The organism is Pseudomonas sp. LBUM1664, from assembly GCF_059695895.1.
In genome coordinates, this window is record NZ_CP166791.1 from 1378104 (window position 1) to 1402863 (window position 24760).

Here is a 24760-nt window from a genome sequence, read left to right on the forward strand (position 1 = left end):
TTGTGTGAAGGCCAGTTCCTATGAATCAGCCCAAGATTGATCTGCCAACCCGGCTCCTCACACAGCTGTCCCCCTGGCGCAACGCCGCCACCTGGCGCATCGCCTTCTCCGGTGGCCTCGATTCCACCGTTCTGCTGCACCTGCTCGCGTCCCTTTCAAAAACCCAATCCTTGCCAGCGCTAAGCGCTATCCATGTCCACCATGGCCTGCAACCTGTGGCTGACACGTGGCCGGATCATTGTCGCGCGGTCTGCGAGGCCCTTGGGGTGCCGCTTCAGGTGGTTCACGTCCAGGTCCAGCCCGGCGCCAGCATCGAGCGTGCCGCCCGGGAGGCGCGGTATGGCGCCTTTGTCGCGGTAATCCAGAGTCATGAAGTACTGCTCACCGCCCAGCACCGCGACGATCAGGCTGAAACCCTGTTGTTTCGTTTGTTGCGTGGAGCAGGGGTGAGGGGGCTTTCGGCGATGCCTAGGCAGCGCCCGCTGGGCCAGGGGCATTTGTTGCGGCCGTTGCTCGATGTGTCCCGTGCAGAGCTGCAAGCCTATGCAACGCAGCAAGGTTTGCGCTGGATCGACGATCCTTCCAACGACGATCACCGGTACGCTCGCAATTACCTGCGCCAGCGGGTTTTCCCGGTGCTGAGCGAACTGTGGCCCCAGGCTTCCATGACCCTGGCTCGCAGCGCTGCGCACATGAGTGAAGCCCAGGGCTTGCTCGATGACCTGGCCCGGATCGATCTGGCCCGCGCCGCCACCCCAGATACGTTCGACTGGCTTGGGCTGCAATCTCTTGAGCTGGCGCCGTTGCAGGCATTGTCAGCGGCCCGTCAGCGCAATGCATTGAGCCACTGGCTGGCCTCGATGACGACGCTGCCCGACAGTGATCACTGGTCCGGCTGGGACTCGCTGCGCGATGCGGGGAACGATGCCCGGCCGATCTGGCGACTGGCCGGTGGTGAGCTGCACCGGGCCGGTGGGCGAGTCTGGTGGTTATCCGACCACTGGTTGCGACCGGTTGCGGGCGCCGTCCAATGGCCTGATCCCGCCGTACCGTTACGCTTGCCGGACAACGGTTTGGTCCTGCTCGGCGGCAAGATACCTGCCGGGCCGCTCTGCGTCCGCTATCGTCAAGGAGGCGAAGTGATGGAGTTGCCGGGGCGCGGTCACCGGGATCTCAAGCGTTTGCTCAACGAAAGTGGCGTGCCGGCGTTCGTTCGCGGCCGATTGCCGCTGCTGTATCGGGGCGAGCAATTGCTGGCAGCGGCCAGTCTGCCCGGGCTCGGCGGGGGCATTGATAGTCCCTGGCAATTGATCTGGCAGCCATCGGAGCAAGAACGGGGTTTGAGCTGAAAGGGGCTTTCCGGTAGACTACGCTCCCTTCTTGATACAACTTCTGTGGATTCACCTGAATTGCAGGAGTTGCCGATTACCAAGCAGTCTTTGCTGGGCGATTCCAAAAAATGTGTAGCGAGCAACGTACCGGTGATTTCACCTCCGGTCTGTCCCAACGCGGCGGTTTTTTTGAAAGGTGCACTGTGATTAATGCAGGTGATCGGGGGCTTCGGCCTTCCTTCGCTTTCCCCGGCGGCTCGGACCGCTTTAACGCAGACTTCTAGGGTTTTTCATGACGCGCTACATATTCGTCACGGGCGGTGTTGTTTCTTCATTGGGGAAAGGCATTGCCTCGGCTTCATTGGCGGCCATCCTGGAGGCGCGGGGACTTAAGGTCACCATGCTCAAGCTGGACCCGTACATCAACGTCGACCCGGGCACCATGAGCCCGTTCCAGCACGGTGAAGTATTCGTCACCCATGACGGCGCCGAGACCGACCTGGACCTGGGCCACTACGAGCGGTTCATCCGCACGACCATGACCCAGAACAACAACTTCACCACCGGCCGTGTCTACGAGCACGTGCTGCGTAAGGAACGCCGTGGTGACTACCTGGGCGCAACCATCCAGGTCATTCCGCACATCACCGACGAAATCAAGCGCCGCATCATCAAGGGTGCCGGCGATGCCGACGTGGCAATGGTCGAAATCGGCGGTACCGTGGGCGACATCGAGTCCCAGCCGTTCCTCGAAGCCATCCGCCAGTTGCGTTTCGAAATCGGCGCCAAGCGCGCGATGCTGATGCACCTGACACTGGTCCCGTACATCGCCACTGCCGGCGAAACCAAGACCAAGCCAACCCAGCACTCGGTCAAGGAACTGCGTTCCATCGGCCTGCAGCCAGACGTGCTGATCTGCCGCTCCGATCACCCGATCGACATCTCTTCGCGTCGCAAGATCGCTCAGTTCACCAACGTTGAAGAGCGTGCGGTCATCGGTCTGGAAGACGCTGACACCATCTACAAGATCCCGGGCATCCTGCACTCCCAGGGCCTGGACGATTTCGTCGTCGAGCGCTTTGGCCTGCAGTGTGCCAGTGCCGACCTGTCCGAGTGGGAAGCGGTGGTCGATGCCAAGCTCAACCCGGAACACGAAGTCACCATTGCCATGGTCGGCAAGTACATGGAACTGCTGGACGCCTACAAGTCGCTGATCGAGGCGATGAGTCATGCCGGCATCAGCAACCGTACCAAGGTCAACCTGCGCTACATCGATTCCGAAGACATCGAGAACCAGGGTACCGGCCTGCTCGAAGGCGCCGATGCGATCCTCGTGCCGGGCGGTTTCGGCCTGCGGGGCGTGGAAGGCAAGATCACTGCGGTTCAATACGCTCGTGAAAACAAGGTGCCTTACCTGGGTATCTGCCTGGGCATGCAAGTGGCGGTCATCGAGTTCGCGCGTAACGTGCTGGGCTGGAAAGACGCCAACTCCACCGAATTCGATCGCGCCAGCGGCCATCCGGTCGTGGGCCTGATCACCGAGTGGGAAGACGCCACCGGTGCCGTGGAAATTCGCACCGAAGCCTCCGACCTGGGCGGCACCATGCGCCTTGGCGCCCAGGATTGCCTGCTCGAAGCTGGCTCCCTGGTGCACGACTGCTACGCCAAGGACGTGATCGTCGAGCGTCACCGCCATCGCTACGAAGTGAACAACAACCTGCTGCCGCAACTGATCGAGGCCGGCCTGAAAATCTCCGGTCGTTCCGGTGACGGCGCGCTGGTGGAAGTGGTCGAGGCTCCGGATCACCCATGGTTCGTCGCCTGCCAGTTCCACCCCGAGTTCACCTCGACGCCACGGGACGGTCACCCGCTGTTCAGCGGTTTCGTGAAAGCCGCTTTGGCTCAACACCAGAAAAAGGCATAAAACGATGGCCCAGAAGATCATCCGCGTCGGCGACATCGAGATTGCCAACGACAAGCCCATGGTGCTGTTCGGCGGCATGAACGTGCTGGAAAGCCGCGACATGGCGATGCAGGTCTGCGAGGAGTACGTGAAGGTCACCCAGAAACTGGGTATCCCTTACGTCTTCAAGGCCAGCTTCGACAAGGCCAACCGCTCGTCCGTGACCTCATACCGTGGCCCGGGCCTGGAAGAGGGCATGCGGATCTTCCAGGACATCAAGCAAGCCTTCGGCGTGCCGATCATCACCGACGTCCACGAGCCTGCCCAGGCTGCGGTCGTCGCCGAGGTCTGCGACATCATCCAGTTGCCGGCCTTTCTGTCGCGCCAAACCGACCTGGTGGTCGCGATGGCCAAGACTGGCGCGGTGATCAATATCAAGAAAGCCCAGTTCCTCGCGCCCCAGGAAATGAAACACATCCTGAGCAAGTGCCAAGAGGCTGGGAATGACCAGTTGATCCTCTGCGAGCGTGGTTCGAGCTTCGGCTACAACAACCTGGTGGTGGACATGCTCGGCTTCGGCATCATGAAGCAGTTCGAATACCCGGTGTTCTTCGACGTGACGCACGCGCTGCAAATGCCTGGCGGTCGTTCCGACTCCGCCGGCGGTCGTCGCGCCCAGGTAACCGACCTGGCCAAGGCTGGCATGAGCCAGTCCCTGGCGGGTCTGTTCCTCGAGGCTCACCCGGACCCGGACAACGCCAAGTGCGACGGCCCTTGTGCCTTGCGCTTGAACAAGCTGGAGCCGTTCCTGTCTCAGCTCAAGGCGTTGGACGAACTGGTCAAGAGTTTTCCGACGATAGAAACCGCGTAAAGCGGTTTTCTCCGGTAAAGTACCGCTCGATTATCGCTCTGGCCCGCTGGCCGCACTGCTCTCGTGGGAGCATGGCCTGCCTGCGATGACGCCCTTTCGGGGCCCATCGTCTGCGTGTCTTGCTACTACAGCGTTTCGTCAACTTTGGAGTGTTTACAACAATGGCAAAAATCGTCGACATCAAAGGTCGTGAAGTTCTCGACTCCCGTGGCAACCCCACTGTTGAAGCGGACGTGCTTCTCGACAACGGCATCATCGGCAGCGCCTGCGCGCCGTCCGGTGCTTCCACTGGCTCGCGCGAAGCGCTGGAGCTGCGTGATGGCGACAAGAGCCGTTACCTGGGCAAAGGCGTGCTGAAAGCCGTCTCCAACATCAACGGTCCGATCCGCGACCTGTTGCTGGGCAAGGATCCTGCCGACCAGAAAGCCCTCGATCACGCGATGATCAAGCTCGACGGTACCGAAAACAAAGCCACCCTGGGCGCCAACGCCATCCTCGCCGTTTCCCTGGCCGCCGCCAAGGCTGCTGCCCAGGACCAGGATCTGCCGCTGTACGCACACATCGCCAACCTCAACGGTACCCCGGGTGTCTACTCGATGCCGGTACCGATGATGAACATCATCAACGGCGGCGAACATGCCGATAACAACGTCGACATCCAGGAATTCATGGTGCAGCCGGTTGGCGCCAAGAGCTTTTCCGAAGGCCTGCGCATGGGCACCGAGATTTTCCATCACCTCAAGGCTGTGCTGAAGGCCCGCGGTCTGAGCACTGCTGTTGGCGACGAAGGCGGTTTCGCACCGAACCTGGCTTCCAACGAAGACGCGCTGAAAGTGATCTCCGAAGCGGTGGCCAACGCCGGTTACAAGCTGGGCACCGACGTGACCCTGGCCCTGGACTGCGCTGCCAGTGAGTTCTACGAAGACGGCAAGTACAACCTGTCCGGCGAAGGCCAGGTGTTCACCGCCGAAGGTTTCGCCGACTACCTCAAGGGCCTGACCGAGCGTTACCCGATCATCTCCATCGAAGACGGTCTGGACGAGTCCGACTGGGCCGGCTGGAAAATCCTCACCGACAAGATCGGCGAGAAAACCCAGCTGGTGGGCGACGATCTGTTCGTGACCAACACCAAGATCCTGAAAGAAGGCATCGACAAGAAGATCGCCAACTCGATCCTGATCAAGTTCAACCAGATCGGCACCCTGACCGAAACCCTGGAAGCCATCCAGATGGCCAAGGCCGCCGGCTACACTGCCGTGATCTCCCATCGCTCCGGCGAAACCGAAGATTCGACCATTGCCGACCTGGCCGTGGGCACTGCAGCAGGCCAGATCAAGACCGGCTCGTTGTGCCGCTCCGACCGTGTTTCCAAGTACAACCAACTGCTGCGTATCGAAGAGCAGTTGAACGGCAAGGCCAAGTACAACGGTCGTGCCGAGTTTCGCGGTTAAGCAGTAAGTGGTAAAAAGACAGCGGGTTGTGTGGGAAAAGTCGCCGTAGCGGCGGTTTTGCCTCTAATCCGATGCCTTATCAAGCACAAGCCTGGTTTTTCCAGGCTTCGTGCTATCAGACGCTTCAAAGTTTGGCATGGCGGTCTTTTTTCACTGGATACCTGATATTCGATGCGCAGTCCCAATTGGTTGTTTCTTGTCTTACTCCTCTTGCTGGCTGGCCTGCAGTACCGCCTGTGGGTGGGTAATGGCAGCCTGGCGCAAGTGGCCGACCTGACTCAGCAAATTGCCGACCAGCACGCCGAAAACGAGGCGTTGCTGGAGCGCAATCGGGTAATGGACGCCGAAGTGATGGAATTGAAAAAGGGCATGGAGACCGTTGAAGAGCGGGCTCGCCATGAATTGGGCATGGTGAAGGAGGGTGAAACCCTCTACCAGTTGGCCCAATGAGTATTCGTTTGCCGGCCTTCTGGGCCGTGATTCCTGCCGCGGGCGTCGGAGCCCGAATGGCCGCGGACCGTCCCAAGCAATACCTGCAACTGGGCGGGCGCACAATTCTTGAACACAGCCTTGGCTGTTTCCTCGATCATCCGACTGCCAAAGGCGTGGTGGTCTGCATCGCGCACGATGATCCTTACTGGCCGACCCTGGCCTGCGCCAGCGACGCACGCATTCAGCGCGTGGACGGTGGCGAACAGCGTTCGGATTCGGTGCTCAATGCCTTGCTGCATCTGCACGGGCAGGGCGCAGATGATCACGATTGGGTGTTGGTGCACGACGCCGCTCGACCGAACCTGGCCCGGGATGATCTGGACACACTGCTTAGCGAGTTGGCGAACGATCCGGTCGGTGGCCTGCTGGCCGTCCCGGCACGCGATACCCTCAAGCGAGTCAACAAGCATGGCCGCGTGCTGGAAACCATCGATCGCAGCGTGATCTGGCAAGCCTACACCCCGCAGATGTTCCGCCTCGGCGCCTTGCACCGAGCCCTGGCCGACAGCCTGGTCGCGGATGCGGTGATTACCGATGAAGCGTCCGCCATGGAATGGGCGGGACAGGCGCCACGACTGATCGAAGGGCGGTCGGATAACATCAAGATCACCCGGCCGGAAGACCTGGAGTGGTTGCGCCAGCGCTGGGCGCATCGCCATTAAGTGAAATCGCCATCGCGAGCAGGCTCGCTCCCACAAGGGATTTTGGTCCACCGAAGACCCAATGTGGGAGCGAGCCTGCTCGCGATAGCAATCGTTCAGACAACCTAAAACACGGGTGTCATCCCCGATACTCCGGCCGCCCAGCCAACCCTTCCTTCAAATAATCCACCAACTTACGCACCTTCGGCGACAGATGCCGCTGCTGTGGGTACAACGCCCACACCGCCGTATTGGGTGGCTGATGAGCTTCCAGCAACGATATCAACGCGCCGCTGTGCAAATGCTCCAGCACGTAATAATCCGGCAACTGACACAACCCCACGCCTTGCAGCGCCGCGTCCAGCACCGCTTGCCCACTGTTGCAGCGCCAGTTTCCCTGTACTCGTTGGGAAAATTCCCGCCCGTTTTGCTCCAGTTGCCAGATGTCAGAACTGCCGATCAGGCAATTGTGGCGGCTCAGTTCCGACAAGCTATGGGGTCGACCGTACCGTTCAAGGTAGGACGGTGAGGCGCACAGGTACATGCGCCGCGGTGCGAGGCGAGTGGCAACCAGGCGTGAGTCCTGCAAACGGCCCAGGCGAATCGCCAGGTCCAGTCCTTCGTGAACCAGGTCGAGGGGGCGGTTGCTCAGTTCAATGTCCACCCGCAGTTGCGGATAGAGCCCCATGAACCGTGTCACCAGCGGCACGATGAACCGCTCGCCATAGGCCACGGCACAGGTCATTCGCAACATGCCCTTGGGTTCGCTGGTGAGGTCGCCCACCGCTCGCAGCGCTTCCTCGCGTCCGTCTTGCAGGCGTTGGCAATGCTGCAAAAAGGTCTGGCCGGCCTCGGTCAGGGTGACACGGCGGGTACTGCGATACAGCAGTCGTGTCTGTAGACGCTCCTCAAGCCGTACGATTTGTCGACTGATATGGGAAGACGAAACCCCGAGACGTTCGGCGGCGGCGGTGAATTGGCTGCATTCGGCCACGGCAACGAACTCGTCGATCCCTTCCCAGCGGTTATCGGACATGAGCGATTATCCCTATACAGCAATAATGTTTTGCTTTTGGCTGGATTATTCATCGTCCGGTGGCGGATTACACTTCCGGTCTTGTTTTTATTTGTTGGAGAGACCGGATGACCAAGTCACGCGCTGCCGTTGCCTTCGAGGCCAAGAAACCCCTGGAAATCGTTGAAGTCGACGTGGCCATGCCCAAGGCGGGCGAAGTGCTGTTGCGCGTGGTGGCTTCCGGTGTCTGCCACACCGATGCCTACACCTTGTCGGGCGCCGACCCGGAAGGGATCTTCCCGTCGATCCTCGGCCATGAAGGCGGCGCCATTGTCGAAGCCATCGGCGAAGGCGTGACATCCGTTGCGGTGGGCGACCATGTGATTCCGCTGTATACGCCGGAGTGCGGCCAGTGCAAATTCTGTAAGTCGGGCAAGACCAACCTGTGTCAGGCGATTCGCGCTACCCAGGGCAAAGGCCTGATGCCGGATGGTACTTCACGCTTTTCCTACAAGGGCGAGACGATTTTCCACTATATGGGAACCTCGACTTTCTCCGAATACACGGTGTTGCCGGAAATTTCCGTCGCAAAAATCCCGAAAGAAGCCCCACTGGAAAAAGTCTGCCTGCTGGGTTGTGGCGTCACTACCGGTATCGGCGCGGTGATCAACACGGCCAAGGTCCAGCCAGGTGACACCGTGGCAATTTTCGGCCTGGGTGGCATTGGCCTGTCGGCGGTGATTGGTGCCGTGAAGGCCAAGGCGTCGCGCATCATCGCCATCGACATCAACCCCGCCAAGTTCGAAATCGCCAAGCAACTGGGCGCCACCGATTGCGTCAACCCGAAAGACTTCGACCGTCCGATCCAGGAAGTCATCGTCGATATGACGGACGGTGGCGTGGACTTTTCCTTCGAGTGCATCGGCAATGTCCAGCTGATGCGTGCCGCGCTGGAGTGCTGCCACAAGGGTTGGGGCGAGTCGGTGATCATCGGCGTGGCCGGGGCCGGCCAGGAAATAGCCACCCGTCCGTTCCAGTTGGTGACGGGTCGCGTCTGGCGCGGTTCGGCGTTTGGCGGGGTGCGCGGTCGCAGCGAGTTGCCCAGCTACGTGGAAATGGCCGAGAAGGGCGAAATTCCGCTGGATACTTTCATCACCCACACCATGGGGCTGGAAGACATCAACAAGGCGTTCGACCTGATGCATGAAGGCAAAAGCATCCGCACCGTCATTCATTTCTAAGGAGCAGCCATAAGCCTCAAGCCATAAGCTGCAAGTCGGTTCACCGCCCACTTGCAGCTTGAAGCTTGCCGCTTGCAGCTGAAACGCCCATGAGTCTTGAAAACATTTCCTGCCAGAAAAGCTTCGGCGGTTGGCACAAGCGTTACCGGCACCGTTCCGAAGTGCTCGGTTGTGACATGGTGTTTGCCGTGTACCTGCCGCCGCAAGCCGAGCAGGGCGGCAAGTTGCCTGTGCTGTATTGGCTGTCCGGGCTGACCTGCACCGACGAAAACTTCATGCAGAAGGCCGGCGCCCAGCGCATGGCCGCCGAGCTGGGACTGATCATAATCGCGCCGGACACCAGTCCCCGTGGCGCCGACGTACCGGGCGATCCGGACGGCGCCTGGGACTTTGGCCTGGGTGCGGGTTTTTATCTGAACGCCACGCAGGATCCTTGGGCGCGGCATTATCGGATGCACGACTACGTGGTGCAGGAATTGCCGGCGCTCGTCGAAGCTCATTTCCCGGCCTCGGATAAACGTGGCATCAGTGGTCATTCCATGGGCGGCCACGGCGCATTGGTCTGCGCCTTGCGCAACCCGGGGCGTTACCGTTCTGTGTCGGCATTTTCGCCGATCAACAATCCGATGGATTGCCCATGGGGACAAAAAGCCTTTTCTCGTTACCTGGGGGAAGACCGCTCGAAATGGCGCGAGTGGGACGCCTGTGCGTTGATCGCCGAGGCTGACGAAAAGCTGCCATTGCTGGTGGACCAGGGCGATCGCGATGATTTCCTGGCCAACCAGCTCAAGCCCGAAGCCTTGCAGCAAGCGGCGAAAACCGCGGCTCATCCCTTGGAGTTGCGCCTGCAACCGGGCTATGACCACAGCTACTTTTTCATTGCCAGCTTCATTGATGATCACTTGCAACATCATGCGCGCGCTCTAAACGTTTAATGCAGGTAGAATCACGCCCTGACAAAAATCGGGGCGTTTTTTTATGCGTATTGGCCACGGCTACGATGTTCACCGTTTCGCTGAAGGCGACTTCATTACTCTGGGCGGCGTGCGTATTGCACACGGCTTCGGGCTGCTCGCGCATTCTGACGGTGATGTCCTGCTGCACGCCTTGAGCGATGCATTGCTCGGCGCGGCTGCCCTGGGTGACATCGGCAAACATTTCCCGGACACCGACCCGCAATTCAAGGGCGCCGACAGCCGCGTGCTGCTTCGTCATGTGGTTTCGCTGATCCACGCCAAGGGCTGGAAAGTCGGCAATGTCGATAACACCATTGTCGCCCAGGCGCCCAAAATGGCGCCGCACATCGAATCGATGCGCCAGTTGATTGCCGAGGATCTTCAAGTTGAGTTGGACCAAGTGAACGTGAAAGCCACCACCACCGAGAAGCTTGGCTTTGTCGGCCGCGAAGAAGGCATTGCCGTCCACAGCGTTGCCTTGTTGCTGCGCTCATGACTGAACTGGAACTGTTGGGGCCGCGCGCCTACGGTGAGCCGCTCGGCACGGCGGTACTCAAGGCTATCGCTGAAGATTTCCAGGTCGATGAAGTGCTTGATATCCCGTTGACTGGCGATGGCGAGCATTTGTGGATCTGGGTTGAAAAACGTGGCTTGAACACCGAAGAGGCTGCCCGGCGAATTGCCAAGGCCGCTGGCGTACCGTTGCGCACTGTTAGCTACGCCGGGCTCAAGGACCGTCAGGCCTTGACTCGCCAATGGTTCAGCGTCCAGTTGCCTGGCAAGGCCGATCCGGACCTGTCGGCGGCAGAGAACGACACGCTGAAGATCCTCAAGACCGGCCGTCACAAGCGCAAGCTGCAACGTGGTGCGCACTCGGCCAATGGTTTCACCTTGCGCCTGACTCAGTTCAAGGGCGACACGGCGGCTATTGATGCGCGCCTGCAACTGATTGCCCGCCAGGGTATCCCCAATTACTTCGGTGCCCAGCGGTTTGGCCATGACGGTGGCAATGTCGTCGATGCCCGGGCCTGGGCGGCGCGCAAGGCCTTGCCGGAACAGCGCAATGTGCGTTCGCGCCTGCTATCCACGGCCCGCAGTTTTCTGTTCAACCAAGTGTTGGCGGCCCGGGTGGCCGACGGTACCTGGCAACAGGCGCAGGTGGGCGACTTGCTGGCCTTCACCGACAGCCGCAGCTTTTTCCCGGCTGGCGAAGCTGAATGCAGCGATCCACGCCTGGCGATCCTCGATCTGCACCCGACCGGGCCGCAGTGGGGCGAAGGACCTTCGCCCGCCGCCGGCGCGACCCTTGAGCTGGAACAGGCCATCGCCGAGAGCGAAGCCGATTTGCGCGACTGGTTGATAAACGCGGGAATGAGTCACGAACGTCGCATCCTGCGACTGCCCATTGGCGGGCTGTCGTGGCATTATCCCGAGTCTGACATTCTGCAACTGGAATTCGTCTTGCCGGCTGGATGTTTCGCCACTGTCTTGGTGCGCGAACTCGTCGATCTAGTGCCGGTGGGGCAGACGGACAGCTCATGCGTATTCTGATTTCTAATGATGACGGGGTAACAGCCCCCGGTCTTGCCGCGCTTTATGCTGCGCTGGCGGATTTTGCCGAGTGCGTGGTAATCGCGCCGGACCAAGACAAAAGCGGCGCCAGCAGCTCGCTGACGCTCGACCGTCCATTGCACCCTTGCTATCTGGAAAACGGTTTCATCAGCCTCAACGGGACACCAACCGACTGCGTGCACCTGGGTATCAACGGGTTGCTGGAACGCGCGCCGGACATGGTGGTGTCGGGTATCAACCTGGGCGCGAACCTGGGCGATGACGTGTTGTATTCCGGCACTGTTGCGGCCGCTTTGGAAGGTCGCTTCCTGGAGCTGCCGTCATTCGCTTTTTCGTTTGTTTCACGCCAGGTTGATAACTTGCCAACCGCCGCCTACTTCGCCCGTAAATTGGTACAAGCCCATGGCGAGCTGGACCTGCCGCCGCGCACGGTGCTGAACGTGAACATCCCGAATCTGCCGCTCGATCATATCCGCGGCATCCAGCTCACTCGCCTGGGCCATCGTTCCCGTGCCGCGAGGCCCATGCAGGTAGTTGACCCGCGGGGCAAGGCCGGTTACTGGATCGCCGCCGCCGGTGATGCTGAGGATGGCGGGCCGGGCACTGATTTCCATGCGGTGATGCAAGGTTATGTTTCGATCACGCCCTTGCAGCTCGATCGCACCTTCAACGATGCCTTTCGAAGTCTCGATGGCTGGCTGGAGGGGCTTCGCTAATGGCTCGTGAGCAAGACGATATGCTGCGCCGCGGGATCGGCATGACCTCCCAGCGTACCCGCGAGCGACTGATTCAGCGGCTTTACGAAGAAGGCCTGTCCAACGCCCAGGTGCTGGAAGTGATTCGCCGCACGCCGCGGCATTTATTCGTCGATGAAGCCTTGGCCCATCGCGCCTATGAAGACACGGCGTTGCCAATCGGCCACAACCAGACCATTTCCCAGCCTTATATGGTGGCCCGCATGAGCGAGTTGCTGCTAGAGGCGGGGCCGCTGGACAAGGTGCTGGAGATCGGCACCGGCTCGGGTTACCAGACGGCAGTGTTGTCGCAACTGGTGGAACGGGTGTTTTCCGTCGAGCGGATCAAGGTACTGCAGGATCGCGCCAAGGAACGCCTGGTGGAGTTGAACCTGCGCAACGTGGTGTTTCGCTGGGGCGATGGCTGGGAAGGCTGGCCGGCCCTGGCACCTTATAACGGCATCATTGTGACTGCCGTGGCCACCGATGTACCCCAGGCCTTGCTGGATCAGCTCGCTCCCGGCGGGCGACTGGTGATTCCGGTGGGCGCAGGCGAAGTCCAACAGTTGATGCTGATCGTGCGTGAAGAACACGGTTTTTCGCGACACGTCCTGGGGGCGGTGCGGTTTGTGCCGTTGCTCAATGGGCCGTTGGCCTGAGCATTTATAAACAGACGCTGAATTCCGTCGCGTTGGTTGTGTCTTACAGCGGCACTGATTCGTTAAACGCAGGTTTGTTAAACAGCGTTCAACGGCGTCGAGCAAACGTGTGCGACAGCCCTTCGCGCTTCATTAATAGAAGTGCGGTCATGGCCAGCTATATTTGCAATACCTCTGCCTGCTCGGGCAGTTTCCAATTTTTCAGCCACCACAAAGGGAGCGGCGGGTGAGTCTCACAGTCATTGCGCAGCGTATGGGTATCACGAGCTTTCAGCGCCTGTTGACTGGCCTTGTCTTGAGTACCTTGCTGGTCGGTTGTTCCAGTACGCCGTCGGGCAGTGCCCGGGTTGTCGATCGCAACAGTGCAGCGCCCCAACGTCCTACAGTAACGACCGGTCAGTATGTAGTCCGTCGCGGCGATACGCTGTTTTCCATCGCTTTTCGCTACGGCTGGGACTACAAGGCCCTCGCGGCGCGCAACAATATTCCTGCGCCCTATACGATCCATCCAGGTCAGACGATTCGCTTTGACGGTCGCAACGGTTCAACGCCTACCGCAGTCGTCACGCAGTCGGGTTCGACGGCTTCGTCGTCGAGTAAAACCACGGTCATTCGCCGGCCGGCGGGGGCAGAAACGGCGACCGTACCGTCCGTCGCGGGCAAATCGGCACCCGCGCCGATGCCTCCTGCAGGCCCCGCCCCGACGGGCTGGGGATGGCCTTCTAATGGCGTTCTCATTGGAAAATTCTCTTCAAACGGTAGTTTGAATAAAGGAATTGATATCGCCGGAGAATTGGGACAGCCTGTTTTAGCTGCGTCTGATGGCACGGTTGTGTACGCCGGAAGTGGTTTGAGGGGCTACGGCGAACTCGTCATCATCAAACACAGCGATACCTACGTCAGTGCCTACGGTCACAACCGCAGGCTGTTGGTTCGGGAGGGGCAGCAGGTCAAGGTCGGACAGACAATTGCCGAAATGGGATCAACGGGAACAGACCGGGTGAAACTGCATTTTGAGATTCGCCGACAAGGTAAGCCTGTAGATCCGCTGCAATTCCTGCCACGTCGTTGATTGGTTGTCAGCCTGTTCCGTCACGTAGAGGGAACAGGCTCCAGCGTTGCCAAGGATAAAGGCGTCGCTTGAGCTTGAGGTCGAACTCACCAAAGGACTATAACAATGGCTCTCAGTAAAGAAGTGCCGGAGTTTGACATCGACGATGAGGTTCTCCTGATGGAGACCGGCATCGCTACGGATTCGATGTCGAATGATGAAGGGGCGACTCCACCTTCCGTTCGTGCCAAATCCAGACACTCCGCTTCACTTAAACAACATAAGTACATCGATTACACCCGGGCGCTGGACGCCACTCAGCTGTACCTCAACGAAATCGGTTTCTCGCCGTTACTCTCCCCCGAGGAAGAAGTTCATTTTGCGCGTCTGTCGCAAAGTGGCGACCCGGCCGGTCGAAAACGCATGATTGAAAGCAACTTGCGCCTGGTGGTGAAAATCGCCCGACGCTACGTCAATCGCGGGCTTTCGCTGCTGGATCTGATCGAGGAGGGCAACTTGGGCTTGATTCGCGCTGTCGAGAAATTCGACCCTGAGCGAGGCTTCCGTTTTTCAACCTACGCCACCTGGTGGATTCGTCAGACCATTGAACGGGCGATCATGAATCAGACCCGGACCATCCGGTTGCCGATTCATGTGGTCAAGGAGCTGAATGTCTACCTGCGGGCTGCCCGTGAGTTGACCCAAAAACTCGACCATGAACCTTCACCGGAAGAAATCGCCAACCTGCTGGAAAAACCGGTAGGAGAGGTCAAGCGCATGCTTGGGCTCAACGAGCGGGTTTCTTCGGTGGACGTTTCGCTGGGGCCAGACTCGGATAAAACCTTGCTGGACACCCTCACCGATGATCGCCCCACCGACCCGTGCGAGTTGCTCCAGGATGATGATCTGTCCCAGAGCATCGACCAGTGGCTCTCGGAACTCACAGACAAGCAACGGGAAGTGGTCATTCGCCGCTTCGGCTTGCGCGGTCACGAAAGCAGCACCCTGGAAGATGTAGGCTTGGAGATTGGTTTGACCCGTGAGCGGGTCAGGCAGATTCAGGTCGAGGGCCTTAAGCGTCTCCGGGAAATCCTGGAGAAGAACGGCCTGTCGAGCGAGTCGCTGTTCCAATAACACGAACGCAAGTGCTGCGAGAGAAGCCCCGACTGGTTCGGGGCTTTTTCGTTTGTGCGGTGGCTGTTTCCAGTCCCATTCTATTTGTAGTTTCGACTTGTAAGCCTTTGCCTAGTGTTGCGTAAGTGTTTGGTTTGCTGCCGAAGGGATAGAAGGCTATGAAGGTTGTCGTATTTTCTTAACTTTTTGATTTATAAATAAATTTTATTTGATGAACTTACCATGACAAGGCAAGTCGACGGCGCCAGCTGAATTGCACTTGCCTGGGAAGATACTAGTATCAGTCCTGTGTCGACGGACAGACACACCTGTCACGGATGATGGGGAAGGAAGGACATCGCAGGAGGCGATTCATCAGGACGATGAAAAGGATCAAAGGGATTAGGGAAAAAAATGTGGGCGGGTCAAACCGCCCCTTTTTTTGCCTTGAGAAAAGCAAAAAGGCCCGCAAGGGGCCTTTTCTACGAGCGCAGAAATGATCAGCGTTCGAGGTCTGCGATCTTGCCGGTTTTGCCATCCCACTCTTCGGCGTCGGGCAAAGCATCTTTCTTTTCGGTGATGTTCGGCCAGATGTCCGCCAGTTCGGCGTTCAGCTCGATGAAGTTTTCCATGCCGGCCGGCACTTCGTCTTCCGAGAAAATGGCGTTCGCCGGGCATTCCGGTTCACACAGGGCGCAATCGATGCACTCATCCGGGTGAATGACCAGGAAATTCGGCCCTTCGTAAAAGCAGTCCACCGGACAGACTTCTACGCAATCGGTGTACTTGCACTTGATGCAGTTGTCGGTGACGACGAAGGTCATTTCTAATTCTCTCCTCAGGCGGCGGCAGCGAAGCCCCTTCACGGTGGGGTCGCCAGGTTCGGGAGCGATAGTCTGCGAACCAGGCTAATAGCCCGCAGCATCCCAAACCGCGCGAGATTCTAACAGCTTGAAAGCTCGTGCGTTAGATCCGTGTCTTCAATGTATAAAGCAATTCAAGTGCCCGTCGTGGTGTCAGGTCATCCAGATCCACTTTGGCCAGTTCATCGAGCACCGGATGCGGCAGACTGGCGAACAGGTCGCTTTGCTGCGGAGCGGCCAGTTTGCCTTTGGTCGGGCGCGGCGCTTCGTGGGGCAGGCTGGCGGTTTCCAGGCGGCTGAGGTGCTCGCGGGCACGGCTGATCACTTCGCTTGGCACGCCGGCCAGTTGCGCCACCGCCAGGCCATAGCTCTGGCTGGCCGGGCCGGGCAGCACATGGTGCAGGAACACGATGCGCTCGTTGTGCTCGGTGGCATTGAGGTGAACGTTGGCTACCAGCGGTTGGTTTTCCGGCAATACGGTCAGCTCGAAATAGTGGGTGGCGAACAGTGTGTAGGCTCGCAGGTGCGCCAGCCGTTCGGCGGCCGCCCACGCCAGGGACAGGCCGTCGAAGGTACTGGTGCCGCGTCCGACTTCGTCCATCAGCACCAGGCTGCGTTCGGTGGCGTTGTGCAGGATGTTCGCGGTTTCGCTCATTTCCACCATGAAGGTCGAGCGCCCACCGGCCAAGTCATCGCTGGAACCGATCCGGGTGAAGATGCGGTCCACCAGTGACAACTCGCAACTGGCCGCTGGCACGAAACTACCGATGTGGGCCAGCAGCACAATCAGGGCGGTCTGGCGCATGTAGGTGGATTTACCGCCCATGTTCGGACCGGTGATCACCAGCATGCGGGTGTTGTCGTCCAGGCTCAGGTCGTTGGCCACGAACGGCGTGGTCAATACTTGCTCGACCACCGGGTGACGACCCTGGCTGATGCGCATGCACGGCTCACTGACGAAGCGCGGGCAGTTGAGATCCAGGTTCAGCGCGCGTTCGGCCAGGTTGCTCAGCACGTCCAGTTCCGCCAGGGCGCCAGCGGTGTCCTGCAGGGGCGGCAGTTGGCTGATCAAGTCTTCGAGCAGCGCTTCGTAGAGCATCTTTTCCCGGGCCAGGGCACGGCTCTTGGCCGACAGCGCCTTGTCTTCGAAAGCCTTGAGTTCCGGGGTGATGAAACGCTCGGCGCCCTTGAGGGTCTGGCGGCGAATGTAGTCGGCCGGGGCTTGTTCGGCCTGCTTACTCGGCAGCTCGATGAAATAGCCATGAATACGGTTGTAGCCGACCTTGAGGTTGGCCAGGCCGGTACGGGCTTTTTCCCGCGCTTCGAGATCGATCAGGAACTGACCGGCGTTCTCGCTCAGCGATTGCAACTCGTCGAGTTCGGCGTCGTAGCCGGTTTTCAGCACGCCGCCGTCACGGATGACCGCCGGTGGGTTATCGATGATGGCTTTTTCCAGCAACGCGGCCAGGTCCGGGTAGGTGTTGGTGATGCGCGCCAGTTGCTGCAGGTGCGGCGCTTCGAGGTCGGTCATCGCCATCTGAAGGGCGGGCAAGGCGCCGAGGGCATCACGCAGACGCGCCAGGTCGCGAGGACGGGCGTTGCGCAGGCCGATACGCGCCAGGATCCGCTCGATGTCCCCGATTTCCTTGAGCTGCGGTTGCAACGGCTCGAAGCGATAACGATCCAGCAGGCAGGTAATGGAGGTCTGGCGGGCCAGCAGCACCGTCAAATCTCGCAATGGACGGTTCAGCCAACGGGTCAGCAGGCGGCTGCCCATGGCGGTCTGGCAGCGATCGACTACCGATTGCAGGGTATTGTCGCGGCCGCCGGCCAGGTTGGTGTCCAGCTCCAGGTTGCGGCGGCTCGCGCCATCCAGCACCACCGTATCATCCAGGCGTTCATGACGCAGGCTGCGCAAGTGGGGCAGGGCGGTGCGTTGGGTTTCCTTGGCGTAGGCCAGCAGGCAGCCGGCAGCGCCGATGGCCAGGGTCAGGTTTTCGCAGCCGAAGCCTTTGAGGTCCTGAGTGGAAAACTGTTGGCAGAGACTTTTCAGCGCCGAGTCACGCTCAAAATCCCACGGCGCACGACGACGCACGCCACGGCGTTTTTCTGCCGGCAGGTCTTTGGGCCAGTCGTCTGGAATCAGCAGTTCTACCGGGTTGACCCGTTCCAACTCCGCCAACAGGTTTTCCCAGCCCTTGATTTCCAGCACCGAGAAGTTGCCGCTGGTGATGTCCAGCACGGCCAGGCCGAACAGGCGTTCATCGCCCAGCACCGCGGCGATCAGGTTGTCCCGGCGCTCATCCAGCAATGCTTCATCGCTGACCGTACCCGGCGTGATGATCCGCACCACCTGGCGATCCACCGGCCCTTTGCTGGTGGCCGGGTCGCCGACCTGCTCGCAAATCACCACCGACTCGCCAAGCTTGACCAGTTTCGCCAGGTAACCTTCCGCCGCGTGGTAAGGAATCCCACACATAGGAATCGCCATGCCAGCCGATTGCCCACGAGCCGTCAGGGTGATGTCCAACAACTTGGCGGCCTTCTTCGCATCCTCATAGAAGATCTCGTAGAAGTCGCCCATGCGATAGAACATCAGCTGATCGGGGTGCTGATTCTTCAGGCGCCAGTACTGCTGCATCATGGGCGTGTGGGAGGACAGATCGTTCACGGCTGTATTCATCGGTGTCAGACAAACTCGTTGAAAGGTGTAGGGCAAAAGGAGGGCGGCGGCCTGGCTTTTGCGCGATGGGCGCAAGGTTAACATGGGCGGTCGGGGGCGACCCATACGTGAGTGGTTTTTGGGATTGTGTGTATGGGATCGTATGCATATCCGTTGCTGCGGTAACGGCTGCTGACGGTTCCGCTCTTACGGCGGCTCACTTTCGAAGAGCCGGAATGCCGGCCCAGGCGAAAGTAAGCAAAGCGCTTTTGCCCCACCACTCGGCGCCTCGCCTAGGCTCGGTATCCATGCCGGGTTGCCCACTGCGCAATACCTTCGTTCAGCCAGCGTGGTTAACGGGGCGCCGAGATCAACGTCCACCGCGAGGCGGCCTGACAGCCGGCCTGTTTTTTGGCGAGGGTGTTCATCCTGTGGGAGCGGGCTTGCTCGCGAAAGCGGTGGGTCAGCTTGCGTTGATGTTGGATGGAAGCACTTCATCATCGATATGCACGTTTATGCAAATCAGCATTTGTCTTCTGCAAAAAGAACAAGCATCATGCGCGTTATGCAAAAACGCAACGTTTCGACCGTATTAAGGGCATTGCTCGATCAGCACGGGATCTCCCCCACGGAGCTTCACCGTCGTACCGGCGTGCCTCAATCCACCCTCTCGCGGATCCTCAGCGGCAAGATCGTCGATCCTTCGGATAAACACATCTCGAAGATCGCCGAATACTTTGCCGTGAGCACCGACCAGTTGCGCGGGCGCGCGGACGTTGCGCCTGTCGCGACGAGCCGCCGTGACGAGCCGCATTCCGAGCTCAAGGACATAAGCCTGTGGGACGACGATACGCCTGTCGAAGAAGACGAGGTGTCGGTCCCTTTTCTGCGTGAGGTTGAATTGGCTGCTGGATCAGGAAGATTCGTCATCGAGGAAAGCGAGCGCTCCAGCCTGCGCTTCGGCAAGCGCAGCCTGCGCCATAACGGCGTGCAGTTCGACCAAGCCAAATGCGTGACGGTGCGCGGCAACAGCATGTTGCCGGTGCTGCGCGACGGCGCCACGGTCGGGGTGAATGCGGGTAAATGCGGAATCGGCGACATTGTCGACGGTGACCTCTATGCCATCAATCACAACGGTCAGTTGCGGGTGAAGCAGCTTTACCGCCTGCCCACCGGTATCCGCCTGCGCAGCTTCAACCGTGACGAACATCCGGACGAGGACTACACCTTCCAGGAAATGCAGGATGAGCAGATCGTCATCCTCGGCCACGTCTTTTGGTGGGGCATGTACGCCCGCTAACCCCTGCGTTGTCAGATAAAACCCGCCACCGTGCGGGTTTTTTTTCGCCCCTAGAAAATCGTCGAACCCCTGTGTTCACTGATCATCGGTGCATTCATGCATACGCAACGCATAAATAAATGCATTTATGCATTGACTGTATATGCATACATGCATAATCTGTGTCCAAGCCGCTCGACAAAGCGGCTGGCAACAAAGCTCTTTAGTTCCATCAACAGGCAGCGATGAACCGGCCTTAACGGTTCAGAGGGTTGGCAACTGACCCGGGTGTGCAGCGTAAAGCACCAGAAGCAGTTATCCGGCGGGCAGGGACCGCGGTCGGAAAAACAATTTGAATGGATCCGTACCGCGCCAGTCGCGCCGAAAGATCAAGCGCATTACTGAAAAGCCTGGGCGACCGGGCTTTTTGGAATGCCTGTGCCGTGAGGCGCTTCAAACCACCGCCGCCGCCAATGGGAGGGCTTTCAATGCTGAAGGATTTCAGATGCGGTAGTTGCAAACGACTTCTGGCCCGTATGGGCGAGAACACCGAACTCCAGATCAAATGTTCCCGGTGCGGGACGTTGAATCATGTGAAGGCCTTTGAGCCTCGAGTGATCGCCGTCGAGCGAACAGCGTGCGGAATAAGCCGCGCACCCAGTGCTCAATGACATCCATCGAGGTAAGAAAATGAAACTACTCAAAAAGCTTTTGCTGGCGACTGCCTTCGTGTCGTCCTTCCTGTCCCTGGGCGCCAGGGCTGATACGGCCATGTCGTGGAACCTGGCCAGGGACATGTATCTGATGACCGAAGCCGCGCCGGCCGGTTCGCCCTGGTCCTTCATGCAAAACAAATCGGGGGTGAACGCCTCGGCCAACTACACGCTCTTCCCGACGTTCCACGCCGGGGAGTGCAATGGCAAGCCAACCACCTGCTGGCGGGACGATGCCACGGCTGCCTGGATCTCCATTCCCAATGCAAGCTTCACCTTCACCGGCTCGGGCACCAGCTTCGTGTTTAAGCAGGGCGACGTTGCCACGCACCCTGGGACCAACAGTCAGAGCATCTTCCGCTGGGCGAGCCCTGTTACCGGCAACATCAACGTGCTGGGTCGGGTCAATGACCTGCATAACGCCTGCGGAGATGGTATTGGCTGGTCGCTGAACCTGGGCGACACCGTGCTCCAGTCCGGGAGCTTGGCAAACGGCGGCAGCACTACGTTCATGCTGAACAACATCGCGGTCACGCCGACGTCTTCGCTCTATCTGGTTATCGATAGGAAAGCCAACAACTCCTGCGACGCGACCAGTCTCGACATGCTCATTACCCGATAAGCGCGGTTGGGCCCCTCAACCTCAATCTATCACCCCCAGGAGGCGTGACATGACAAACGAGCAACAGGCGTTGCTGGACATGCCGATCTGGCTGGTCATCGTGCTCGCCCTGGTGGGCGGGGTGTCCGGCGAGATGTGGCGCGCCGACAAGGAGGGCGCCCGTGGTTGGTCGCTGCTGCGTCGCCTGGCCTTGCGCTCCGGCGCCTGCATTATCTGCGGCGTCTCGGCAATCATGCTGCTGTACGCCCTCGGCATGTCGATCTGGAGTGCCTGCGCCCTGGGTTGCCTGACCGCCATGGCGGGTGCCGATGTGGCCATTGGTCTTTATGAGCGCTGGGTCGCCAAGCGGATTGGTGTTTGCGCAGAAAGAACAGGTAATTCCGACCCGGATCAATAACCCGGCCCCTTGTTTAGCGATTTGTGGCTAGCGCAGCCCTCAAAGAGTGCTTCGTACTCAAGCGGGAGCAGGCTTCCTGGCCATAGTCTCGAAACCAGTTATTCCCAACCCGCGCCCGAGCGGGTTTTTTATTGCCCGGTGAACCCATGAAGATCACCCCTTTGTTAACCCAGATACGCACGTATTGCCCAACCTTCGCCAATCGCGTCGCGTCGGGTTTCGATCTGGCGGCTCTGCAAGCCGACACCCCACTGCAACCCCCCTGCGCCTATGTCCTGTCGGCTGCCGATGTGGCAAGCAAAAACGCCGCACAGAATGCCACGCTGCAAGCCGTGCGTGACCGTTTCGACGCAGTGCTGGTGCTCGACGCCACTGACGCGACAGAAGCGCTGGATCTGTTGCACGACCTGCGCGCCGAGTTGTGGCGGGCGCTGGTGGGGTTCAAGCCCGCAAGCGACTACACCGGTATCGAGTACGACGGCAGCGAACTGGTTTCCATCAACAGCAGCCGCGTGTTGTTCCGGCTGCGTTTTTTTGCCGAATTCCAGCTGGGTCGCAACCTGGCGAGCGAGCCTGCCGAAAGTTGGCACGAGCGTGAATTGGACGGCTTGTCGTCCTTTACCGGGGCCACTGTGCGGGTCGATGCCATCGACCCGGCGGACCCCAACCTGAAACGTCCCGGCCCCGACGGGCGCCTGGAACTGACTTTCTCTGGAGACGTAACCCCATGAGCAAACGCATCACCGTGCTGCCGGCCCCGGGCCGTGCCGTACCGGACCCGGAGGCGGGCGATCTGTTGCCCCTCGAGGGCCGTGAAGTGCCGGACAACGCCTGGTGGCGTCGACGTCTGGCTGATGGCGATATCACTACCAACGCCGTGAAAGCGGAAAAACCACAGGGAGCCAAATAATGGCGATCGGATTTAGCAACATTCCCGCGGACATTCGTGTTCCGCTGTTCTACGCCGAAATGGACAATTCGGCCGCCAATAGCGCGTCGTCGGCCATGCGCCGGTTGATCGTGGCCCAGGTCAACGACAACGTCGCTGCGGCCGAAGTTGGCAAACTGGAGCTGGTGTCCAGCGTAGCCTTGGCCAAGAGCATCGGCGGCCAGGGCTCGATGCTCGCGTCCATGTACGAAACCTGGCGCAAGACCGACCCGCTCGGAGAAATCTGGTGTTTGCCGCTGCACAATGTCGACGGCGCCATTGCTCAGGGCGTGCTGACCCTCACCGGCACCGCCACTGAAAGCGGCGTGCTCAACTTGTACGTTGGCGGCGTGCGTGTTCAGGGGGCCATCGTTACCGGCACGACAGCGGCTCAGGCAGCCACTGCATTGGCCTTGAAAATCAACGCGGCCGCTGACTTGCCGGTGGCCGCTACGGCCGTCGAAGGCGTCGTGACGCTCAGTGCCAAATGGACCGGTGCCAGCGGCAACGACATCAGCCTGCAGTTCAATCGCCTGGGCAAAAGCAACGGCGAAGACACCCCGGCCGGCCTGACCACCGCGATCACTGCCATGAACGGCGGTGCCGGTGTACCGGATCAGACCGCTGCGCTTGCGGCCCTGGGCGACGAGCCGTTCGAGTTCATCGCCATGCCGTGGTCCGACTTGTCGAGTCTCAACACCTGGCAAGCGGTCATGGATGACAGCACCGGTCGCTGGTCCTGGGCCAAGCAGTTGTTTGGCCATGTCTACAGCGCCAAGCGCGGCACCATCGGCACCCTGGTGGCGGCTGGTCAGGCGCGCAACGACCAGCACATGACCATCCAGGCCCTGGAGCCGAGTGTTCCGCAACCGTTCTGGGTCCAGGCGGCGGCACTGGCCGCACGCACTGCGGTGTTTATTTCAGCCGACGCCAGCCGTCCGACCCAAAGCGGTAGTCTGCCAGGCCTGGACCCGGCACCGGCCAGCGAACGGTTCACCCTGACCGAGCGTCAGTCGTTGCTCAACTACGGCATTGCGACCGCTTATTACGAAGGTGGCTACGTACGCATCCAGCGTTCGATCACCACTTATCAGAAAAATGCCTTCGGCCAGGCTGACAATTCCTACCTGGACAGCGAAACCATGCATCAGTCGGCGTTCATCGTGCGTCGTCTGCAAAGCGTGATCACCAGCAAGTACGGTCGCCACAAATTGGCCTCCGACGGCACCCGTTTCGGCGCCGGCCAGCCCATCGTGACTCCGAGCACCATTCGCGGCGAACTGATCGCTCAGTACGCCAAGCTCGAGTTGGAAGGCCATGTGGAAAACGCCGAGCTGTTCGCCGAACACCTGGTCGTCGAGCGCGACAGCCAGGACCCGAGCCGGGTCAATGTGTTGTTCCCGCCGGATTACATCAACGGTCTGCGAGTGTTCGCGCTGCTCAACCAATTCCGCCTGCAATACGACGACGCCGCCTGAAAGTCGCGTTTGAACGTATGAATTCAGCCCACCCCGTGTGGGCTTTTTATTTGAAGGGAGAAACACCATGGGTCAACTGATTGCGGGCACCTGCTACGTCAAAGTGGACGGCGCTCAACTGACCATCAACGGTGGCTGCGAAGCGCCGCTGATGTCCACAAAACGCGAAACCGTCGTGCCGGGTTTTTACAAGGAAACCGACATTGCCCCGTCTTTCAAGGTGACGGCGCTGCACACTGCGGACTTCCCGCTTAAACAACTGATCGCTGGCACCGACATGACTGTTACCTGCGAATTCAACAACGGCAAGGTCTACGTGCTGGCTGGCGCCTACCTGGTGGAAGAGCCGGCATCCAAGGGCGACGACGCCAGCATCGAGCTGAAATTCGAAGGCATCAAGGGGACCTGGCAATGACTGATGTCGTGACGTTGCGGGTGGCCATCGAGGCCCATGGCGAGCCGCTGAGCGAACTGACCTTGCGCCGTCCGACGGTGCAGGAGGTCCGGGTGATCAAGGCGCTGCCGTACAAGATCGACAAGAGCGAGGAGGTGAGCCTGGACATGGACGTCGCGGCCAAATATATCGCGGTCTGCGCCGGCATCCCGCCGTCGTCGGTCAACCAGTTGGACCTGGCTGACCTCAACGCGCTGAGCTGGGCCGTCGCGAGTTTTTTCATGAGTGCGGCGTCGCAGCCATCGGCGACCTGATCGCAGCCGCCTATGACCTGGCCTGGTTCTGGAAGGTTGACCCCGAACAGATGATGGCCAGGCCACTGGATGTGCTCCGC

The 24760-nt window shown here is 59.9% G+C and carries 26 protein-coding genes; 23 read left to right on the top strand and 3 right to left on the bottom strand.

The window, feature by feature from the left end:
* Nucleotides 1–20: 20 nt before the first annotated feature.
* The 6 genes from tilS (at nucleotide 21) to ispD (ending at nucleotide 6710) form a co-directional block, all read left to right on the top strand.
* Complete coding sequence (tilS, locus tag ACA047_RS06465) at nucleotides 21–1349, top strand: tRNA lysidine(34) synthetase TilS (protein WP_497357722.1); 1329 nt, start codon at nucleotides 21–23, stop codon at nucleotides 1347–1349.
* 274 nt (nucleotides 1350–1623) lie between these two features.
* Nucleotides 1624–3255, top strand: a complete 1632-nt coding sequence (pyrG, locus tag ACA047_RS06470; RefSeq protein ID WP_497357724.1) for a CTP synthase — start codon at nucleotides 1624–1626, stop codon at nucleotides 3253–3255.
* A 4-nt stretch (nucleotides 3256–3259) separates the two neighbouring features.
* Complete coding sequence (gene kdsA / locus ACA047_RS06475; RefSeq protein WP_497357726.1) at nucleotides 3260–4105, top strand: 3-deoxy-8-phosphooctulonate synthase; 846 nt, start codon at nucleotides 3260–3262, stop codon at nucleotides 4103–4105.
* A 161-nt stretch (nucleotides 4106–4266) separates the two neighbouring features.
* On the top strand, nucleotides 4267–5556 hold the full coding sequence (eno, locus tag ACA047_RS06480) for a phosphopyruvate hydratase (protein WP_497357728.1): 1290 nt from the start codon (nucleotides 4267–4269) through the stop codon (nucleotides 5554–5556).
* Nucleotides 5557–5727: 171 nt separating this feature from the next.
* Complete coding sequence (gene ftsB / locus ACA047_RS06485; RefSeq protein WP_024779031.1) at nucleotides 5728–6006, top strand: cell division protein FtsB; 279 nt, start codon at nucleotides 5728–5730, stop codon at nucleotides 6004–6006.
* A complete protein-coding gene (ispD, locus tag ACA047_RS06490; protein WP_497357730.1) occupies nucleotides 6003–6710 on the top strand; it encodes a 2-C-methyl-D-erythritol 4-phosphate cytidylyltransferase in 708 nt (235 codons plus the stop codon). The genes ftsB and ispD overlap by 4 nt, the downstream gene beginning before the upstream one ends.
* A gap of 118 nt (nucleotides 6711–6828) precedes the next feature.
* Here ispD and ACA047_RS06495 read toward each other — a convergent pair whose 3' ends face one another.
* The gene (locus ACA047_RS06495) at nucleotides 6829–7725 is read right to left on the bottom strand and encodes a LysR substrate-binding domain-containing protein (protein ID WP_497357732.1); all 897 of its coding nucleotides are present in this window, start codon (nucleotides 7723–7725) and stop codon (nucleotides 6829–6831) included.
* A 107-nt stretch (nucleotides 7726–7832) separates the two neighbouring features.
* Between ACA047_RS06495 and ACA047_RS06500 the strand changes: the two genes are divergently transcribed.
* The 8 genes from ACA047_RS06500 to rpoS all read left to right on the top strand — a co-directional run bounded on the left by ACA047_RS06500 (nucleotide 7833) and on the right by rpoS (nucleotide 15051).
* Nucleotides 7833–8945 (top strand): S-(hydroxymethyl)glutathione dehydrogenase/class III alcohol dehydrogenase, encoded by a 1113-nt coding sequence (locus ACA047_RS06500; protein ID WP_497357734.1) that lies wholly within the window; start codon nucleotides 7833–7835, stop codon nucleotides 8943–8945.
* Nucleotides 8946–9034: 89 nt separating this feature from the next.
* Nucleotides 9035–9880 carry an S-formylglutathione hydrolase gene (gene fghA / locus ACA047_RS06505; RefSeq protein WP_497357736.1) on the top strand — a complete coding sequence of 282 codons (846 nt, stop codon included), beginning with the start codon at nucleotides 9035–9037 and terminating at the stop codon, nucleotides 9878–9880.
* Between the two features lie 43 nt (nucleotides 9881–9923).
* Complete coding sequence (ispF, locus tag ACA047_RS06510; protein WP_497357738.1) at nucleotides 9924–10397, top strand: 2-C-methyl-D-erythritol 2,4-cyclodiphosphate synthase; 474 nt, start codon at nucleotides 9924–9926, stop codon at nucleotides 10395–10397.
* Nucleotides 10394–11452, top strand: coding sequence for a tRNA pseudouridine(13) synthase TruD (gene truD / locus ACA047_RS06515; protein ID WP_497357740.1), 1059 nt, complete (start codon nucleotides 10394–10396; stop codon nucleotides 11450–11452). The genes ispF and truD overlap by 4 nt, the downstream gene beginning before the upstream one ends.
* Nucleotides 11440–12189, top strand: coding sequence for a 5'/3'-nucleotidase SurE (gene surE / locus ACA047_RS06520; RefSeq protein WP_497357742.1), 750 nt, complete (start codon nucleotides 11440–11442; stop codon nucleotides 12187–12189). Before truD ends, surE begins: the two co-directional genes overlap by 13 nt.
* 41 nt (nucleotides 12190–12230) lie before the next feature.
* Nucleotides 12231–12866 (top strand): protein-L-isoaspartate(D-aspartate) O-methyltransferase, encoded by a 636-nt coding sequence (locus ACA047_RS06525; RefSeq protein ID WP_161796107.1) that lies wholly within the window; start codon nucleotides 12231–12233, stop codon nucleotides 12864–12866.
* Nucleotides 12867–13092: 226 nt separating this feature from the next.
* Complete coding sequence (locus ACA047_RS06530; protein WP_497357744.1) at nucleotides 13093–13938, top strand: peptidoglycan DD-metalloendopeptidase family protein; 846 nt, start codon at nucleotides 13093–13095, stop codon at nucleotides 13936–13938.
* A gap of 105 nt (nucleotides 13939–14043) precedes the next feature.
* Complete coding sequence (rpoS, locus tag ACA047_RS06535; RefSeq protein ID WP_058542184.1) at nucleotides 14044–15051, top strand: RNA polymerase sigma factor RpoS; 1008 nt, start codon at nucleotides 14044–14046, stop codon at nucleotides 15049–15051.
* Between the two features lie 479 nt (nucleotides 15052–15530).
* Here rpoS and fdxA read toward each other — a convergent pair whose 3' ends face one another.
* Both fdxA and mutS read right to left on the bottom strand, forming a co-directional pair.
* Nucleotides 15531–15854, bottom strand: a complete 324-nt coding sequence (gene fdxA, locus ACA047_RS06540; RefSeq protein ID WP_030139464.1) for a ferredoxin FdxA — start codon at nucleotides 15852–15854, stop codon at nucleotides 15531–15533.
* 142 nt (nucleotides 15855–15996) lie between these two features.
* Nucleotides 15997–18564: a DNA mismatch repair protein MutS gene (gene mutS / locus ACA047_RS06545; protein WP_497357746.1), complete on the bottom strand. Its 2568-nt coding sequence runs from the start codon at nucleotides 18562–18564 to the stop codon at nucleotides 15997–15999.
* A 556-nt stretch (nucleotides 18565–19120) separates the two neighbouring features.
* On the opposite strand from mutS, the gene ACA047_RS06550 reads away from it, so the two are divergent.
* From ACA047_RS06550 to ACA047_RS06590, 9 genes are all read left to right on the top strand, one after another.
* Nucleotides 19121–19855 carry an XRE family transcriptional regulator gene (locus ACA047_RS06550; RefSeq protein ID WP_497360242.1) on the top strand — a complete coding sequence of 245 codons (735 nt, stop codon included), beginning with the start codon at nucleotides 19121–19123 and terminating at the stop codon, nucleotides 19853–19855.
* A 467-nt stretch (nucleotides 19856–20322) separates the two neighbouring features.
* Nucleotides 20323–20505 (top strand): Com family DNA-binding transcriptional regulator, encoded by a 183-nt coding sequence (locus tag ACA047_RS06555; protein WP_497360244.1) that lies wholly within the window; start codon nucleotides 20323–20325, stop codon nucleotides 20503–20505.
* Between the two features lie 19 nt (nucleotides 20506–20524).
* The gene (locus ACA047_RS06560; protein ID WP_497357748.1) at nucleotides 20525–21169 is read left to right on the top strand and encodes a hypothetical protein; all 645 of its coding nucleotides are present in this window, start codon (nucleotides 20525–20527) and stop codon (nucleotides 21167–21169) included.
* Between the two features lie 49 nt (nucleotides 21170–21218).
* Nucleotides 21219–21566, top strand: coding sequence for a phage holin family protein (locus ACA047_RS06565; RefSeq protein WP_497357750.1), 348 nt, complete (start codon nucleotides 21219–21221; stop codon nucleotides 21564–21566).
* 146 nt (nucleotides 21567–21712) lie between these two features.
* Entirely contained in the window at nucleotides 21713–22297 is a 585-nt protein-coding gene (locus ACA047_RS06570) for a phage tail terminator protein (RefSeq protein WP_497357752.1), read from the top strand.
* Nucleotides 22294–22476 (top strand): DUF2635 domain-containing protein, encoded by a 183-nt coding sequence (locus ACA047_RS06575; protein ID WP_497357754.1) that lies wholly within the window; start codon nucleotides 22294–22296, stop codon nucleotides 22474–22476. The genes ACA047_RS06570 and ACA047_RS06575 overlap by 4 nt, the downstream gene beginning before the upstream one ends.
* Entirely contained in the window at nucleotides 22476–23972 is a 1497-nt protein-coding gene (locus tag ACA047_RS06580) for a phage tail sheath subtilisin-like domain-containing protein (RefSeq protein ID WP_497357756.1), read from the top strand. Before ACA047_RS06575 ends, ACA047_RS06580 begins: the two co-directional genes overlap by 1 nt.
* Nucleotides 23973–24039: 67 nt before the next feature.
* Nucleotides 24040–24387, top strand: coding sequence for a phage tail tube protein (locus ACA047_RS06585; protein WP_497357758.1), 348 nt, complete (start codon nucleotides 24040–24042; stop codon nucleotides 24385–24387).
* Nucleotides 24384–24680: a phage tail assembly protein gene (locus ACA047_RS06590; RefSeq protein WP_497357760.1), complete on the top strand. Its 297-nt coding sequence runs from the start codon at nucleotides 24384–24386 to the stop codon at nucleotides 24678–24680. The genes ACA047_RS06585 and ACA047_RS06590 overlap by 4 nt, the downstream gene beginning before the upstream one ends.
* The last annotated feature ends 80 nt before the right edge of the window (nucleotides 24681–24760 follow it).

Coding starts and splice junctions, on each gene's coding strand:
- ACA047_RS06550 (WP_497360242.1), top strand. CDS start 19,121: ATGCAAAAACGCAACGTTTCGACCGTATTAAGGGCATTGCTCGATCAG.
- ACA047_RS06590 (WP_497357760.1), top strand. CDS start 24,384: ATGACTGATGTCGTGACGTTGCGGGTGGCCATCGAGGCCCATGGCGAG.
- fdxA (WP_030139464.1), bottom strand. CDS start 15,854: ATGACCTTCGTCGTCACCGACAACTGCATCAAGTGCAAGTACACCGAT.
- ACA047_RS06560 (WP_497357748.1), top strand. CDS start 20,525: ATGAAACTACTCAAAAAGCTTTTGCTGGCGACTGCCTTCGTGTCGTCC.
- ACA047_RS06575 (WP_497357754.1), top strand. CDS start 22,294: ATGAGCAAACGCATCACCGTGCTGCCGGCCCCGGGCCGTGCCGTACCG.
- truD (WP_497357740.1), top strand. CDS start 10,394: ATGACTGAACTGGAACTGTTGGGGCCGCGCGCCTACGGTGAGCCGCTC.
- kdsA (WP_497357726.1), top strand. CDS start 3,260: ATGGCCCAGAAGATCATCCGCGTCGGCGACATCGAGATTGCCAACGAC.
- ACA047_RS06500 (WP_497357734.1), top strand. CDS start 7,833: ATGACCAAGTCACGCGCTGCCGTTGCCTTCGAGGCCAAGAAACCCCTG.
- ACA047_RS06570 (WP_497357752.1), top strand. CDS start 21,713: ATGAAGATCACCCCTTTGTTAACCCAGATACGCACGTATTGCCCAACC.
- tilS (WP_497357722.1), top strand. CDS start 21: ATGAATCAGCCCAAGATTGATCTGCCAACCCGGCTCCTCACACAGCTG.
- ispF (WP_497357738.1), top strand. CDS start 9,924: ATGCGTATTGGCCACGGCTACGATGTTCACCGTTTCGCTGAAGGCGAC.
- eno (WP_497357728.1), top strand. CDS start 4,267: ATGGCAAAAATCGTCGACATCAAAGGTCGTGAAGTTCTCGACTCCCGT.
- ftsB (WP_024779031.1), top strand. CDS start 5,728: ATGCGCAGTCCCAATTGGTTGTTTCTTGTCTTACTCCTCTTGCTGGCT.
- ACA047_RS06565 (WP_497357750.1), top strand. CDS start 21,219: ATGACAAACGAGCAACAGGCGTTGCTGGACATGCCGATCTGGCTGGTC.
- ACA047_RS06495 (WP_497357732.1), bottom strand. CDS start 7,725: ATGTCCGATAACCGCTGGGAAGGGATCGACGAGTTCGTTGCCGTGGCC.
- ACA047_RS06525 (WP_161796107.1), top strand. CDS start 12,231: ATGACCTCCCAGCGTACCCGCGAGCGACTGATTCAGCGGCTTTACGAA.
- rpoS (WP_058542184.1), top strand. CDS start 14,044: ATGGCTCTCAGTAAAGAAGTGCCGGAGTTTGACATCGACGATGAGGTT.
- ispD (WP_497357730.1), top strand. CDS start 6,003: ATGAGTATTCGTTTGCCGGCCTTCTGGGCCGTGATTCCTGCCGCGGGC.
- pyrG (WP_497357724.1), top strand. CDS start 1,624: ATGACGCGCTACATATTCGTCACGGGCGGTGTTGTTTCTTCATTGGGG.
- surE (WP_497357742.1), top strand. CDS start 11,440: ATGCGTATTCTGATTTCTAATGATGACGGGGTAACAGCCCCCGGTCTT.
- ACA047_RS06555 (WP_497360244.1), top strand. CDS start 20,323: ATGCTGAAGGATTTCAGATGCGGTAGTTGCAAACGACTTCTGGCCCGT.
- ACA047_RS06585 (WP_497357758.1), top strand. CDS start 24,040: ATGGGTCAACTGATTGCGGGCACCTGCTACGTCAAAGTGGACGGCGCT.
- fghA (WP_497357736.1), top strand. CDS start 9,035: ATGAGTCTTGAAAACATTTCCTGCCAGAAAAGCTTCGGCGGTTGGCAC.
- ACA047_RS06580 (WP_497357756.1), top strand. CDS start 22,476: ATGGCGATCGGATTTAGCAACATTCCCGCGGACATTCGTGTTCCGCTG.